Here is a 14800-nt window from a genome sequence, read left to right on the forward strand (position 1 = left end):
TGGCCGCTGGAGCGGATCGGCGATCGTGGTGAGTACGACGGTACGGCGGCCAGGGTGGCGTTGGCCCGGTATCCATCCCAGGTCCACCAGCGCACACTGGTGTCGCGCGCCCGCCCCTTACTACCACCGTCCTGTCGGGCTGGACCAGTTCCGAGTTGCTCTCGCGTGCTTGGGCGAGCGCGATCTTGGCGCGCCCCGTGAGGGCGACCGGTGGGTTGGCGCCGAGGAGCACTTCCCGTGCCGCGCGCGTCAGTTCGTACGAGGCGGTCCGGCCGGAAGCGACTTCCCGCCGCCATTGACCGGTTCGACCAAGCATCGCCGAACGGGACCAGTCGATGTGTATCACCTGCTGAAGCGAATCGATGGGGAGAATGGGGCACGATGACTGATCTCCTCAAGGGCCCGCAGGCCGTCTCCAGGGGAGACCTGGTCGAGGATTTCGCCTTCACTGATGCCGAGAAGGATCAGATCCAGAAGGGGGGTGCAGGCGACGGTCCTGGCCTCCCGTGTCCACCGCCTCGCCGAGTTGCGGAAGCGGCAGCACACCACACAGGTTCAGGTCGCCGAAGCCATGGGTGTCACCCAGGCCCGCGTCTCACGCATCGAGGAGGGCCGGCTGGGACGCCGCGAGGTCGACACCCTCGCCGCCTACGTCCTCGGCTGGCCTGATCGACAGGCTGCGGCCAGGGTCCCTGCGTTGTCTGCTGGCCGAGTTCGCCTCTCGTAAGGGGATCCGCTGTGCGAGGGTTCTGTCCCCTTGGCTGAACTGGGCGGACGCGGCGGCTGCTGTGGTAATCGCCTGTACTCGAGATCCTCAGGGGCCATTGAGGGGCCACAAGGACAGGAACAGACCGACAAGCACTGCACAGGGCTGACACTGATCGGCACGTCTGACCTGCAAGAACGGCGTGAATCGGCATTGATCGGCAAGGACCGCCAAGATCCTCAAAGGACTCATAATCCGTCGGCCGTGGGTTCGAGTCCCACCCGCCCCACCTTTGCAGGTCTCTGAACTGCGGAAACGTTCAGTTTGTCCTGTCGGATCGTCAACTTTGCCTGAACGGACTGAATCCGCTGCGCGTGAGTTCGGCTCCGTGGCGGTCACCGTTGGTCCACACCGCTCTGACCTGCGTAGCTGTCGTGGTCCGGCGATGGGGCAGGTTTCCGCGGGTGGCGGTACGAGGCCTTGGGAGCCGGATGGGGTGCCCGCCCGAGGCTCAGCGGACGCGGTTCGCCAGTTTGGTGGTGGTGTTGAGGAGGTACTCCAGCGGTCCGCGGTGGAAGAAACGGGACCAGATCGCCGCGAACAGGGTGGCTCCGACGACGAAGCAGAGCAGCAACTCGAAGGAGGCGCACTGCGGTGGGGTCACCGCTTCGCCGGGCAGGGCGAGGATCACCAGGATGTGGCTCACGTAGAGGGTCAGGGACATGGTTCCGACGGCGACGACTGGCGCTGCCAGCCGGCGCAGCACCGGCAGCCGGTCCACGGCCACCGTCAGGCACAGGATCACGGTGATCGCGACACCCAGGCAGCCGGCGAGGTCGAACGTGGAACCGCTGTGCGGCTCGGCCGCCAGCAGCCCCCAGCCGTCGGGGCCCCACAGCCCATTGCCGACCGGCAGGTCGAAGGATCCCTCTGTCATGCCGGGATCCTGCATGGCACCGCGGTCCTTGAGGACGTCGAACTCCTTCATGCCAGGCATCCCGGCCGCCATCTCCGTGGCGCCGCCGGTCAGCCGGAGTGCCAACCACGAGACGCCGTATCCGAACGCGATCAGCGCGGGCCCGACCACGGCCAGCCGCCGCCGCACGGCGCCCGAGGACAGATCAAGCCGGCCCAGCGCCATGCCGGTGACGACGAACGTCATCCAGGTGATCGCCGGGTAGAAGCCGGTGAGCAGGAAGTCGAGCACGCCCACGCCGGAGAGGCGCGCGATCGGGTCGTAGGAGTCGATGGTGTTCACGATCGATTCGCTGAGCAGCGCCCGCAGGCAGTACGCCACCTGCGGCGCGATGAGCGCGAGCGCGACCGCGATGGTCGCGAGGGTCCTGGCCCGCAGCCGCAGCAGGGGCAGGGCCAGCAGGAAGTACACCGCGTAGAAGTTGATGATGACGCCGCCGCCGAAGTTGGTCATCGTCAGCGCGGTGCCCACCACGAGCAGGATCACGGCCCGGATCACGATCCTGGCCTTCGCCTGCCGGCCGGCCAGTCCGGTCTTCGGCTCCAGGCGGCCGGCGATCAGCACCAGCGAGAATCCGGCGAGGGTGGCGAACAGCGCCGAGGCCCGGCCGCTCGCCAGCCAGACGAACCAAGTGCCCGCGCCGTCGCCGGAGGTGGGGAAGGGATTGAAGGGGCCGACGTGCACGGCGAACATTCCGAACACGGCCACGGCACGGGCGAGGTCCACTCCGACCAACCGTGCGGTCGGCGAAGGGCGTTTCGTCGCTGTGGCGGACTCGGGTGCGGGTAAGGGCTGGGTAGGCGCCTTCTTGGCGCTTTCGATCTCGGTCACCAGGACAACCTTGCCGAGGCGGGGGCGGTCGACCATCCGCCGGGCTTCAGGAGGTCCCCCGCCGGTCGGCCGACCGGTCCCCTCCGATCGGCGGGGGCCCGGTCTCGGTCGTACAGGCACGCCTGTGGTGGTCAAGATGGTCGCCGCGATGCCGAGGGTCGGCAGGCTCACCACGAGCCGGCGGTTCTTCCGCTCCGCCTGAAGGCCGAGCGGCGTCACTTCTCATCGATATTGATCACGCGGGCGGGAGGCGGGGTGACGTCCGAACTCGCGTCGCTACGGCATCCGTGGGAAGCGACACACCCCGATGCGTCTTATCGGATGCGGTGGGCCAGTTCGGTCGCCCTGCCCATCAGCCATTCGAGCGGCCCTCGCTTTACGAGGCGGGACCAGATGGTGGCGAGGACGGCGACGGACGCGGTGAGGCCGAGCAGGATGTGCAGCGGCGGGACGGCCGATTGCTCGGTGTCCAGGAGCCAGATGGCGACGATGTGGTAGACGTACGCCGTCAGTGACATCGAGCCGACCGCGATGACGGGCTTGGCCAGGCGGCGCAGCCTGGGGAAGCCGTCCATGGCGGCCAGGCACGCGGTGATCACAAGGATCGCCACACCCGTGGCGGCCATGATGGACAGGGTCGCCTCGCTGTGCGGGGCTGAGGCCAGCATCCCGGCGGGGGTGTCGCCGAAAATGCCGATGCTGTCAGGTGATACGGACGACACCGACGACATCCCCGGCCCCTCTTCGGCTTTCCGGACGGCTTCGGCGGCACCGGGTACGAGACGCACCGCCAGCCAGGAGCCGCCATAGCCGGTGACGGCGAGGGCGACGCCGGTGAGGGCCAGGCGTATCCGGACGGACGTGCCGGCCAGGTCGCAGCGGGCGAGGGCCATACCGGCGATCACGAACGGGACCCAGGTCAGGGCCGGATAACCGCCGGTGAAGAACAGCGAGACGGGGCCGTCGGCCTGGCCGTAGGAGAGGAACACGCGGCCGCCGACCACCGGCTTCAGCGCGTACAGCAGCTGCGGACCCACCAGGGCCCATCCCGCGGCGAACAACGCCAGTGGCTTGGCGCCCAGCCGGTACAGCGGCAGCACGAGCAGGAAGAACAGCCCGTAGAAGGCGAGGATCGGCACGACCGGGGTGCCGGTCATGGTCAGGGCGGTGCCCAGGGCGATCAGGATCACGGCCCTGATGATCACCTTGGCGACGGCCTGGCGGCCGGCCAGGCCGGTCTTCGGTGTGTGGCGGCCGGTGATGAGGGCGACCGCGAAGCCGGCCAGGACGGCGAACAGGGCGGAGGAGCGGCCCTGCGCCAGCTCCATCATGAAGCCGATGACCCCGCCCTGGCTGGGGGCGGGGCCCACATGAACCGCGTACATGCCGAAGACGGCCAGGCCGCGGGCCAGGTCCAGCCCGATCAGCCGGCCCATGCCGGGCGCGCCGGTCGAGGGCTCACTGCGCTCGCGTTCGGGGGACGGCGCGTCGGCCGTAAGGGGCCGGGAGTCTGGGTGATGGGTCATGGCCCTCAGGGTGGAAACCCGGGCCGATCATGGACTATCCGGCAGAAGGCTGCCGTGTCCCTGCCGAGTGGTGGGCGCTACCCCGCCGTGTGGCTGGAGCTGCCGCTCGCCGGGTCGCAAGGGCTCTACCTGGCTTTAGGGTCGAGTCGGCATGACCGTAGGCATGAACGAGGGTGAGGCGGAGCGCGTGATCCGGGTAGTGGTGGTCGACGACGAGGCACTGGTCCGCTCGGGCTTCGAACTCATTCTGGGCGCGTCCGAGGACATCGAGGTCGTCGCGACCGCGAGAGGCGGCGACGCGGTGGAGACCGTCCGGCGGGAGCGGCCGGACGTGGTGCTGCTGGACATTCGGATGCCGGACGTCGACGGGCTCACCGTCCTGCGCGAGTTGCGGACGATGCCGGATCCGCCGGTGGTGGCGATGCTGACGACGTTCGACGCCGACGAGTACATCCTGACCGCGCTGCACTCCGGTGCGGCCGGTTTCCTGCTCAAGGACACGGAGCCGGAACAACTGGCCCACCTGGTGCGGACCCTGGTCGCGGGCGGTGTGGTGCTGTCGCCCAAGGCGTCGCGGACGCTGCTGCACAGCCACCCCGGCACCGAGGCGGCCGTCGATGAGCAGGCCGCGCGGGTCCGGCTGCTCACCACGCGGGAGCGCGAGGTCCTCGTCCTGGTGGCGGAGGGGCTGTCGAACGCCGACATCGGGGTGCGCATCCACCTGGGGGCGGGCACGGTGAAGGACCACGTCAGCGCGATCCTCACGAAGCTGCGGGTGACGAGCCGGGTGCAGGCCGCGCTGCTGGCGCAGCGGGCCGGGCTGCTCGACGAGCGCACGCGGTCGGAGGTCGGCGGCCGATGAGCCGTGCCAGTGCCGTGTGGCAGCGGGTTCCCGCGCCGGTCGTCGACATCGTCCTGGTGGCGGTGGCGGCCGTGGATGTGCTGGTGGTGGACATGTGGGAGCACACGCGCCCCGAGGTCACGCTGGCCGCGGTCGGCTGCGCCGCGTTGGCGTTCCGGCGCAGGTTCCCGCTCGGCGTCTTCCTGCTCACCCTGCCCATCGCGCTGATGCAGGATGTCGCCGTCGCTGTGCTCGCGGCGCTGTTCACGCTGGCCGAACGCTCCCGCAACCGCCGTCTCCTCGCGGCGTGCGTCGTCCTGGCCGCCGTCGCGAGCAGTACGCCGTGGCCCCTGGCCGAGGCGGACCGGACCATGACGCTGGTCTTCTTCGTGTACGGCCTGGCAACCAGCGCCGCCCCGGTCCTCTTCGGCCAGCTTCTCCAGGCACGACGGGACCTGGCGCGGCGGCTGGCCGAAGTCGAGGAGGCCAGGGAGCACGAGCGGACCCTGCACGCCCAGGCCGTGCTCGCCCGTGAACGCGCCCAGCTGGCCCGCGAGATGCACGACGTGGTCTCCCACCAGGTCAGCCTGATCGCCGTACGGGCCGGAGCGTTGCAGGTCGCCGCCAAGGACGCGGACGCCAAGGAGGCCGCCCGCACGATCCGTTCGCTGAGCGTCACCACCCTCGACGAGCTGCGCACCATGGTCACGCTGCTGCGCGCCTCCGGCGGCAGATCCACCGAGCTGACGCCGCAACCCACCTTGGCCGACCTGCGCAAACTGGTGGAATCCAGCGGCACTCACACGGAGCTGACGGGTGAGCTGCCGCCCACCGTGGGCACACCCGCCCAACGCGCCCTTTACCGCACGGTTCAGGAGGCGCTGACCAACGTCCGCAAGCACGCCCCTGGCGCCAACGCTCGCGTGGAGCTGTGGCAGGACGGGGACGGTATGGGAGTGACCGTCACCAACACCCCGCCCACGCGCCCCTCCCTCTCCCTGCCCGGATCGCAGCAGGGCCTGGTCGGTCTGCGCGAACGGGCCGAGATCCTGCACGGCACCTTGGACGCGGGCCCGACCGCGCAGGGCGGCTACCGAGTGCGGCTGAGGGTTCCCCTCAGCGCGGACTGACCTGCCGCTCCGTCGGCTTGCGGCTCACAAGACCCACGCGTGAGCCTCGGTCGGCAACGGACTTCGGCGCCACCGGTGCGGCCGCACATACGCGCCCAGCGCCTTGATCGTCTCCCGGCGGACAGGGACGGCTCATCCGTCGTCGGAGCGGATGCGGTGTTCACGAAGTGCCTTTCTTCTGCGTGTCGCGGCGTCACAACCCGGTACGCGGGCCGAACTGCCGGGGCAGTCCTCGCGCTCCTTGTGCTGGCGCGGCCTGTCATGCCTCCAGCCTTCAAGCCCGGCCGCCACGCACCCATCCGGCAATCGTCGGGTCCACCCCCGCCAAGTGGCTGAACAACACCGCCGTCCGGTCACACCGGACCGACGGGTCAGGACGAGACTCCGCCGGTCGGCAGGGCGGTACCCGCCGATCGGCGGGGGAGAGCCCGAAGACTGCCGGATGGTCCGCCCCCGGAGGCCCACGCGAGGTTCTCCGTATGACACAGACACAGCCGCCGCAGGAGACGTCAGCTCCGCAGGAGAACTCGCCTCCGCCGCCCCGGACCTCTCCCGAGTCCCCGGCCTCGCCCGGTACCTCGATGGGACGCCTCGTCGGGGTGGACCTGGCCCGCGCGCTGGCGGTGTTCGGCATGTACGTCGTGCACATCGGCCCCCCGCTGTCCGCCACGACTGGCGTCGCCAGCTGGATCCGATACATGTCGGACGGCCACTCGTCGGTCCTGTTCGCCACTCTCGCCGGGTTCTCACTGATGCTGCTCGCCGGCCGCCGCGAGCCCAGGACCGGCCGGGCGGGCCGGCAGGCGAGGGCCCGCATCGCGATCCGCGCCGTGATCCTGCTGGCGCTGGGCACCGTGATGGCGATGGAGTACGGGGGCGTGATCATCCTCGGCTTCTACGGCCTCTACTTCCTCCTCGCCCTGCCCCTGGTGCGACTGAGCGCCAGGACCCTCGCGATCATCGCGGCCGCGTTCGCCCTCGTCGCACCGCAGCTGGCGTTCGTCCTCAACTCGCTGCTGACCCCGTCGGTTCAGCAGAGCATCAACACCTACGACCCGCTCCGCCACCTCAGCGAGGTCGGCGTCCTCGATCTGCTGCTCACCGGCTTCTACCCGGCGCTCACCTGGATGTCGTTCGTCATCGCGGGCATGGCGCTGGGCCGCCTCGACCTCTCCTGCGGCACCATCCAGAAGCGCCTGGCCGCGCTCGGCGCCACCCTCACCGCGGTCGCCTACGGCATGTCCCTGCTGCTCGCCGGCAAGGGCGCGCTGCGGAGCCTCGCGGAAGACGGGCCGTCGTCCGGCGGCTCCGGTTCGATGCCTCCCGGCAGCGGGTCGATGCCCCTCGACGGCGGGTCGTTCCCCGACATGCCGGCGTCGACGCTCCTGACGGCCGGCCCGCACAGCGGCACCACGTTCGACATCATCGGCAGCGTCGGAATCGCGATCCTCGTGATCGTGGGCGCGACGGTGGCGATGGACCGCCTGCCGCGACTGCGCCGCCTGGCCAAGCCGGTCATCGCCGTGGGCACCATGTCCCTGACCGCCTACGTCGGCCACTTCCTCGCACAGACCGCACTGTCCACGCCCGCCGGAACCGGCAGCCAGCAGTCCTGGCTGCCCCTGATCATGTACATCCTCGCAGCCATCCTGTTCGCCGCGATCTGGTCCCGCTTCTTCCGCCGCGGCCCCCTGGAGTACCTGCTCAACGCCGCCACCAAGCCTGCGAAGCACATCCGGTGAGACCCGGGCCGGGGTGTGAACCTCCACACTCCGGAGGCGGGCTGTGCGAACGGGTGGGCGCCGAAGCGCCACCCGCCGCAGCGTGAGGTCGGCAGAGCAGGCATGAAAATCAGCGACCCGTACACGCCAAGCGTTCGACGGGTGCCACGGCCGCCGCCTCACCCACTACGGATGACATTCGAATTCCCGGATCATCTTCTCCGGGGTGTCGAACGGACCGAGCGCCGACGGTACGGCCCTCGGCGGGCCGCCCCAGCGGTCGGCGTCACAGGGACAGGGCGTGCAGCTCCGGTCCGCCGGCCAGGTAAAGGGCACCGTCGGCCACGTAGTGACGCGTAGCGACAGCAGTCGACGGCCACCCTCATCGATTGCGACGCGGTCGTGGTGGTGCTTCTTGCCCGCATGGGCATGCGGAGGGCGTGGGGAGGCAAATGAAGGGGATGCCGGCTCTCTCCCATGGAGGCGTAGGCATCCCGGTCTCAGGTCAGTTCGTCACGCGGAAGGTGGCGTCGCTGCGTGCTGTCGCGGTAGTGATCGGGTCGAGTCGCAGCTCGTAGGCGTAGTGGCGGATGTAGCGGTCGGGGTAGTTGATCGACTGGAACGACGACCAGGTGGAGTCGGCGAGTCCGGCCACCTGGCGGAAGGTGGCGTCCTGGGCGAACTGGCTGCTGCCGTCGTTGTGGACCAGCTGGAAGTCGTAGTCGGAGTGCCGCAGGAAGTACCCGGGCATGTTCACCGACTCGAAGGAGACGGTGTCGGAGCCTGCCAGGCCGGGCCGCAGCCGGAACTGGGAGTCCTGGACGGGGCTGACGTCGGGGTCGATGCGCACGTCGAAATTGGTGTGGTGCACGTACCGGTCCTGGAAGTTGTACGACTGGAGCCGGTTGGCCGCGGTGTTGGGCCAGCGGGCAAGCACGCGGCTCTCCTCGGCGGCCGTCAGGTTCATGATCCAGCCGTGGCGCTTCTTCGTGCCACCCATGTTGTAACTGGTCGAGGCCTGCTTCTGGTAGGCGGCGGGGTTGGACGGGTCGGTCGTCAGGACCGGCATGTAGCCGCCGCTGCTGGCGTACTGGTCGAGGTAGAGGGCCCACTTGTTGGTGCCGTTGAACTTCATCCACATCGGGCCCTCGACCATCGACCCGGTCAAACCGATGCCGGAGAGGTTGCCGAGGTTGGTCCACGTCCCCAGGATCGAGTTGCTGCCTTCGAGCGTGATCTGCCCGTCGCCGGAGGCCCGTACATAGCGGTAGTTGCCGATGCCCGGCGGCACCTCGATGATCTGGGTGTCGATGATTTCCTGGGTTCCGGGGCGCTCGATGTAGGTCTGCGGGGTGGTGACGGTGCGGAAGTCGCTGGTGTGGGCGTAGTAGATGCGGTGCTTCGTTGCGCCGTTGAGGGGCACGTTCGTCGCCCAGTACAGGACGTAGTCGTTGCTGGCCGGGTCCCAGATCGCCTCCGGCGCCCACGCGTTGCGCCCGTCGGGGATGGCGCCGGCGACGTTCAGCAGCCGCGGCTGCGACCAGTTGACCAGGTCCGTCGACTCCCACACCACGAGATTGCGGCTGCCGTTGTTGATGGACCCCGGCCAGTCCTGCCCGCAGCCGATGCACAGGTCGGTCGCGATGATCCAGTACTTGCTGCCGTCGGGGGATCTCACGAACGCGGGGTCGCGCACGCCCTTCGTGCCGACCGTGGAGCGCAGGACCATGCCGCCGCCGTTGAGGTCGTTCCAGTGCACGCCGTCCGTGCTGTGCGAGAGGTACATCTGCTGGTTGGTCGACCCCTCTCCGGTGAAGTGCACCATCAGGTAGCCGGGGTCGGCGGCGGCGGCTTCCTGAGGTGTGGTCAGGGATTGGGAGGTGAAGAAGAGGCCGACGGCGACCAATGTCGCCGCGAACCGGGTGAGAACCCTCGCCATGTGCGTTTCCTGCCTTCTGCGGTGCCGGGACGGGGTGAAAGCGGAGTGTCAGACGCGTGACCATTGGAGCCGGCGGACGAGCTGTTCCATGCCGGCAGATGCGGGAGTAATGCCCATGACAAGAGACATCTTTGTTTCGCCCCCGCGGAGCGGGAACAGGGGCGAGCCGGAAGGGTCCGGCGAGTGCGCGCCTTGTTCGAAATATCGGACGTTGTTCGTGAATTCGGCGAAAAGTTAGATGGGGTAGGAACGGGTGTCAAGAGGGAGAGTCAAGAGAAGCAGCGTTGCCTCCGTATGTCCTCCGGATTCGCTCCTGCCACACTGTCGCCCTCGACACATCGGCAAGGCGACGGGACAGGTGGGGCGGGGTGCGCTCGCGGGACACGCAGGAACGGCCGGACGTCGCCGTCGTCATGGCGGCGCGGGCCGGTAACCGGCAGGCCTCGGAACAGCTGCTACGGGACATTCTGCCGTTGGTCTACAACATCGTGGGGCGGGCTCTGGACGGGCACAGCGACGTCGACGACGTGGTCCAGGAGACGATGATGCGGGTCCTGGACGGGTTGCCCGGACTGGAGCAACCGGATCGGTTCCGGTCCTGGCTCGTCGCCATCACCGCGCGACAGATCCGTGACCGGTGGCGCGGAGGGCGCACCTGGCTCACCGCGGAACCCCTGGAGGAGAATGCCCGGGAAACAGACCCGCAGGCCGACTTCTCCGACCTGGCGATTCTTCGGCTTGCGCTGTCGGGCCAGCGACGTGAAGCGGTGGAGGCGACCCGCTGGCTGGAGGACGAGGAACGCGAGGTACTCGCTCTGTGGTGGATGGAGAGCGCCGGTGAACTGACCCGCGGCGAGCTCTCGGCGGCCTGCGGCCTCACACCGCAGCACGCCGCGGTTCGAATCCAGCGGGTCAAGGAACGGCTGGAGACGGCGCGCACCGTGGTACGAGCCGTGACGGCCTCGCCGCGCTGCCCGGACCTGGCCGCCGTGCTCGCCTCGTGGGACGGGCGGCCGTCCGGACTGTGGCGCAAGCGGCTGGCACGCCATGTCCGCGACTGTCCGCAGTGCCTGTTGAGCTCGTCCGACCTGATACCGGCGGAGGGGCTGCTGGCCGGCCTCGCGCTGGTGCCGGTGCCGGTCGGCCTGGCCGGCCTGGTACTGGCCAGGGCGCTGGGGGTGGACTCGGCCGGGGCGACCGTCGGCGCGGGCACGCGTACGGTGAGCGGTACAAGCCGTACGGCGCGGACGATCGGCAGGCTGGCCGCCAAGCCCGCGGCGGCGGCAGCCGCAGGTGCCGTCACGCTCGCGGCTGTCGGAGTGGCCTGGTACACCGCCACGGGATCGCACGAGCCGGCCCCGCGGCCCGCCGTCGCGGCCCCGCTGTCGCCCGCCGCCTCGTCCGTGCCGCCGTCCCCGAGAACGTCCGCCTCACCGACACCGACACCGACACCGACCGCGGCCCCGGCGACGACGGCTGAGGCACGGATTTCGGGGCCGCATGTCCTACGGTCGGTCGACGACCCCGGCGACTACGTGAGCCAGTCCGGCCGACTCGGCATCCTGGGCCCGGTCGGCGCCACCAGCTCCGCGGCCACCCGGCAGGCGGCCACCTTCACCTTCGTTCCCGGCCTGGCCGACCCCCGCTGCTACTCACTCAGGGACGCCACGGGCAGGTATCTGCGGCACTATGCCTTCCGCGTCCGGCTGGACACCGACGACCGATCCGCCCTCTTCCAGAAGGACGCCACCTTCTGCCCCCGTTCCGGTTCCACGAACGGTTCGGTCGCCCTGGAGTCGTACAACTACCCCGGCCGCTACCTCCGCCACCGTGACAACCTCCAGATGTGGCTCGACCCTTCCGAGGACACGGCCGCGTACAGGGCCAGCCGCTCCTTCGTCCTTGTGGCGCCCTGGACCTGACACTGAACGCCTTGCGCTGGAACTCGCGTGACGTCGTATCAGGCCGAGGAGGATGCGGCGGGTGTCCTTCCGGGCATGCCGTAGTCCTGCTGCAGTGCGCGAAATGAGGCCGAGTTCTTCGCGGTCATCGTCGGCGCCCAGGCCCGGCCGGCCCCCAGGACTGCACGTCCATCGAGACGGTGATCGCGTTCATGCCGCTACGTGCATCTCCGTGGCGGCGGCAGTGAAGCTCGCGGCCCACGCGACGGTACGCCGCCATTTGACGCAAGGTGGTGGCCTCCATGGCGGACGAGCTCAGGGCGCCCGCCTGGATTGATGCGCTTATCGCATGGACAGATCTCGGTTTGATGCTGGACGCCGATCCGTCGGTGCTCCGAAACTCTCGCGTAACACCTCGGTCGGCGTCCCCCGCCCAGCCCCACCCATCGCCGCCGAGGGTCGTCCCCATGAAAGCGAGCACCGCATGCCGGCAGCCCTGGGATTCGCCACGATCGCCTCCTCCTGCTGTTCACCATGACCGAACGCGCTGCGGTGGTGGTCGCTCTGACCCTGCTTCCCGCGCCGGCGGCGCTCATCGGCGGCCCAGTGGGCGATCTGGGTAGTCATGCAAACCGTCGAGTACTCGTTGAAGAGGAGCCCACATGGAGCTCAATCGGACATCGGTACGACGTCGCAGGAAAGGCCGGTTGCGGATGTCGCTGGACGCACCCGCTGACCACCCGGCTCGCACCATCGGCCGGGTCACGAGCCGCTTCTGATGCCGGGCAGGCCCCGGCCCGGTTCCCTCCCCACCACCAAGGGCGTCGGCCGCACAGCCGCCGCCGGCACCCGACCAGAAGGGTTCCCATCCATGACTGCCAGCAGAGTCCGTACTGTCCTGGGCGGCGCGTTAGCCATGTCCCTCGCCGTCGTCGGGCTGCTGCCCGCGACGGCGTCCGCGAGTGCGCCGACCGTGGTGCCCACCGACAAGGGCGCTGTGCGCGGCGCCACCTCGAAGGGCGTCGAGAGGTTCCTCGGCATCCCCTACGCGGCGGCGCCCACCGGCTCCCTGCGCTGGAAGCCGCCGCGGTCCGCGGCGCGGTGGACCGGCGTTCGGGAGGCGGCCGACTTCGGCAATCCCTGCCCCGTACTGCCCAGCGGCAACGGGCCGCGCAGCGAGACCGAGGACTGCCTCGACGTCAACGTGTGGCGGCCGTCGGGCGTGCGGGCCGGCGCCCGCCTTCCGGTGCACGTCTTCATCCACGGCGGTGGCCTGACCAACGGCAGCGGCTCTCAGAACGACGAGTCGAAGCTCGTCGCGGAGACGGGGGTCATCGGCGTCTCGCTCAACTACCGACTCGGCGCCTTCGGGTTCCTCGGCCTGCCCGCCCTCACCGAAGAGGGCGGCGAGTCCGGCAACTACGGCTTCATGGACCAACAGGCCGCGCTGCGCTGGGTGCAGCGCAACATCGCCGCCTTCGGCGGGAACCCCGGTGAGGTCACCATCGACGGCGAGTCCGCGGGCGGCTGGTCCGTCTGCGGTCATCTGGTGTCGCCCGGCTCGCGCGGGCTGTTCGCCCGCGCCATGATCCAGAGTGGCTCCTGTCCCAGCGGGCCGCAGGCCCGGGCGGAGGCCGCCGGCACGGCGTTCGCCCGGCAGGCGGGCTGCGACGGCACGGCTCAGGCGGCCGTCCTCGACTGTCTGCGGTCGGCTCCGGTGGGTACGCTCCTCGACGCGAGCCGGACCTTCTCGGCCGGCTTCGTGGACGGGACTGAGACGTTCCCGACCGGAGCGAGCGAGGCGCTGGACAGCGGGAGGTTCGCCCGTGTGCCCGTGGTCGTCGGTGCCACCCGTGACGAGGGCCGCACCTTCGCCGCGGGCTACATAGGCGCGGGCAAGGAGGCCTACCTCGCCTTCGTCCAGGGCGTGGCCGGCGCCCGCGCCGACGAGGTCCTCGCCCGGTACCCCTGGCCTGAATCGTCCGACCAGTTCACCGCGGCTTATCTCATCGGCGGGATCATGACCGACTCGGGGATGATCTCGGGGATCGGCGGATGCGGGCTCCGCTCGCTCGCCCGGACCTTCGCGCGGTACACCCCCACCTATGCGTACGAGTTCAACCACCGGACCGGCCCTGGCCTGACGCAGATCCCCGGCTACGTATGGGGGGCCGGCCACGCCGCGGAGCTGGCCTACATCTGGCCCAGCTTCCACAACGGCACACCCATCGCCCCGCTGTTCAACGCCGACGAGCGCCGGCTCGCCCGCGAGATGACGCGGTACTGGGGCGCGTTCACGAAGACAGGCCGGCCGGCCGTCCCCCGGCAGACGGTCTGGCCCGGCTATCACAAGGGCAAGGGCCTGATGCTGTCGCTGCGGGCTGAGGGCAGGAGTGCCCTGATCGACGACGACCGGTACTCGACGGAACACCAGTGCGCGTTCTGGGAGACGATGCCGGGCACACAGCACTCCTGAGTGGGCCGGGGGCTGGAAAACGGAGCATCAGCCACCGCGCCAGTCCCCGACCCTGCCCGGGGCCGCCGAGCGAGTGCTGCTGGTGATCGCCGACGACGTGACGTGGCTCGACAAGGCCGGCGCACCGTCCTCGGGTTCGTCGTACGGCGGGTCATGGACGCTCCGATGTCGAGCACGACCTTGCCCGACAGCGCGGCGGCGGGAAGGTCCCAGCAGGGAGCCGGCGGGATGCTCACCGCGACCCGGCCGCCGACGCGGGCCGCCTCGTCGGGTGTCGCGGTGCGGACTTGCCGGCCGAGCTGGGCCACCGTCTCGGCCAGGGCCTGGGAACCGCGGGGTTTGGGCAGTACGACGTCGACGCCGACCGCGATCGCGAGCCGGGCGAGGTTTGTGACGAACGACGGCCTGCTGCGGCCCGAACTCACCGCCGAGGATCTGGTTCTGTTCAGCGGCTCCCTGAGCCAGGCCGCCCTGGCGACGGGCGACAGTCATCCGGGCCAGGGGTGTGGCCTCCTGCGCATCTCTCGACCGCTTCAAGAAGAAGAGACAGACCTCTTGCGGTAGGTCAGGCCAGCCCCGTTCGCCGACGCTCCGGCCGTCGGTCGTGCAGTCGAAGCTCATGGCCTGCGCCGAGATCTTGTTGCCGAAGGTGTCACCTGATGACCACCGGGTGACCGCCACCCGCGGGGCGTTTCGTCGGATCCCGGGAAACGATGGGAGACGTCACCGCGAGCAACCAGCCGCCGAAGCGTC

The 14800-nt window shown here is 69.8% G+C and carries 10 protein-coding genes; 7 read left to right on the forward strand and 3 right to left on the reverse strand.

Going from position 1 to position 14800, the window contains the following annotated elements; genetic code table 11:
• Positions 1-481: 481 nt before the first annotated feature.
• A complete protein-coding gene (locus tag ABZ027_RS09770; protein ID WP_356766192.1) occupies positions 482-727 on the forward strand; it encodes a helix-turn-helix transcriptional regulator in 246 nt (81 codons plus the stop codon).
• A 490-nt stretch (positions 728-1217) separates the two neighbouring features.
• Here the strand turns inward: ABZ027_RS09770 and ABZ027_RS09775 are convergent, their stop codons facing one another.
• Together ABZ027_RS09775 and ABZ027_RS09780 are read right to left on the reverse strand one after the other, a co-directional pair.
• Positions 1218-2513 (reverse strand): DUF418 domain-containing protein, encoded by a 1296-nt coding sequence (locus ABZ027_RS09775; RefSeq protein WP_356766194.1) that lies wholly within the window; start codon positions 2511-2513, stop codon positions 1218-1220.
• Between the two features lie 314 nt (positions 2514-2827).
• The gene (locus ABZ027_RS09780; RefSeq protein WP_356766196.1) at positions 2828-4039 is read right to left on the reverse strand and encodes a DUF418 domain-containing protein; all 1212 of its coding nucleotides are present in this window, start codon (positions 4037-4039) and stop codon (positions 2828-2830) included.
• Positions 4040-4202: 163 nt separating this feature from the next.
• On the opposite strand from ABZ027_RS09780, the gene ABZ027_RS09785 reads away from it, so the two are divergent.
• The 3 genes from ABZ027_RS09785 to ABZ027_RS09795 all read left to right on the forward strand — a co-directional run bounded on the left by ABZ027_RS09785 (position 4203) and on the right by ABZ027_RS09795 (position 7752).
• Positions 4203-4901 carry a response regulator transcription factor gene (locus ABZ027_RS09785; RefSeq protein WP_356766503.1) on the forward strand — a complete coding sequence of 233 codons (699 nt, stop codon included), beginning with the start codon at positions 4203-4205 and terminating at the stop codon, positions 4899-4901.
• A complete protein-coding gene (locus tag ABZ027_RS09790; RefSeq protein ID WP_356766198.1) occupies positions 4898-6010 on the forward strand; it encodes a histidine kinase in 1113 nt (370 codons plus the stop codon). Before ABZ027_RS09785 ends, ABZ027_RS09790 begins: the two co-directional genes overlap by 4 nt.
• A 479-nt stretch (positions 6011-6489) precedes the next feature.
• On the forward strand, positions 6490-7752 hold the full coding sequence (locus tag ABZ027_RS09795) for a DUF418 domain-containing protein (protein ID WP_356766200.1): 1263 nt from the start codon (positions 6490-6492) through the stop codon (positions 7750-7752).
• Positions 7753-8236: 484 nt separating this feature from the next.
• Here the strand turns inward: ABZ027_RS09795 and ABZ027_RS09800 are convergent, their stop codons facing one another.
• Positions 8237-9670, reverse strand: coding sequence for a glycoside hydrolase family 43 protein (locus ABZ027_RS09800; RefSeq protein ID WP_356766202.1), 1434 nt, complete (start codon positions 9668-9670; stop codon positions 8237-8239).
• A 368-nt stretch (positions 9671-10038) separates the two neighbouring features.
• Here ABZ027_RS09800 and ABZ027_RS09805 point away from each other — a divergent pair, with 368 nt between their 5' ends.
• The 3 genes from ABZ027_RS09805 to ABZ027_RS09815 all read left to right on the forward strand — a co-directional run bounded on the left by ABZ027_RS09805 (position 10039) and on the right by ABZ027_RS09815 (position 14611).
• A complete protein-coding gene (locus ABZ027_RS09805; RefSeq protein WP_356766204.1) occupies positions 10039-11592 on the forward strand; it encodes a sigma-70 family RNA polymerase sigma factor in 1554 nt (517 codons plus the stop codon).
• Between the two features lie 850 nt (positions 11593-12442).
• Positions 12443-14047, forward strand: coding sequence for a carboxylesterase family protein (locus ABZ027_RS09810; protein WP_356766206.1), 1605 nt, complete (start codon positions 12443-12445; stop codon positions 14045-14047).
• 228 nt (positions 14048-14275) lie between these two features.
• Positions 14276-14611 carry a hypothetical protein gene (locus ABZ027_RS09815; RefSeq protein WP_356766208.1) on the forward strand — a complete coding sequence of 112 codons (336 nt, stop codon included), beginning with the start codon at positions 14276-14278 and terminating at the stop codon, positions 14609-14611.
• Positions 14612-14800: the final 189 nt, after the last annotated feature.

The sequence above is a fragment of the Streptomyces sp. NPDC006332 genome, from assembly GCF_040612855.1.
Lineage (GTDB): Bacteria > Actinomycetota > Actinomycetes > Streptomycetales > Streptomycetaceae > Streptomyces.

Excerpts from the sequence above, each read along its gene's own strand:
- ABZ027_RS09780 (WP_356766196.1), bottom strand. The coding sequence starts at position 4,039 with ATGACCCATCACCCAGACTCCCGGCCCCTTACGGCCGACGCGCCGTCC.
- ABZ027_RS09785 (WP_356766503.1), top strand. The coding sequence starts at position 4,203 with ATGAACGAGGGTGAGGCGGAGCGCGTGATCCGGGTAGTGGTGGTCGAC.
- ABZ027_RS09790 (WP_356766198.1), top strand. The coding sequence starts at position 4,898 with ATGAGCCGTGCCAGTGCCGTGTGGCAGCGGGTTCCCGCGCCGGTCGTC.
- ABZ027_RS09795 (WP_356766200.1), top strand. The coding sequence starts at position 6,490 with ATGACACAGACACAGCCGCCGCAGGAGACGTCAGCTCCGCAGGAGAAC.
- ABZ027_RS09800 (WP_356766202.1), bottom strand. The coding sequence starts at position 9,670 with ATGGCGAGGGTTCTCACCCGGTTCGCGGCGACATTGGTCGCCGTCGGC.
- ABZ027_RS09810 (WP_356766206.1), top strand. The coding sequence starts at position 12,443 with ATGACTGCCAGCAGAGTCCGTACTGTCCTGGGCGGCGCGTTAGCCATG.
- ABZ027_RS09815 (WP_356766208.1), top strand. The coding sequence starts at position 14,276 with ATGCTCACCGCGACCCGGCCGCCGACGCGGGCCGCCTCGTCGGGTGTC.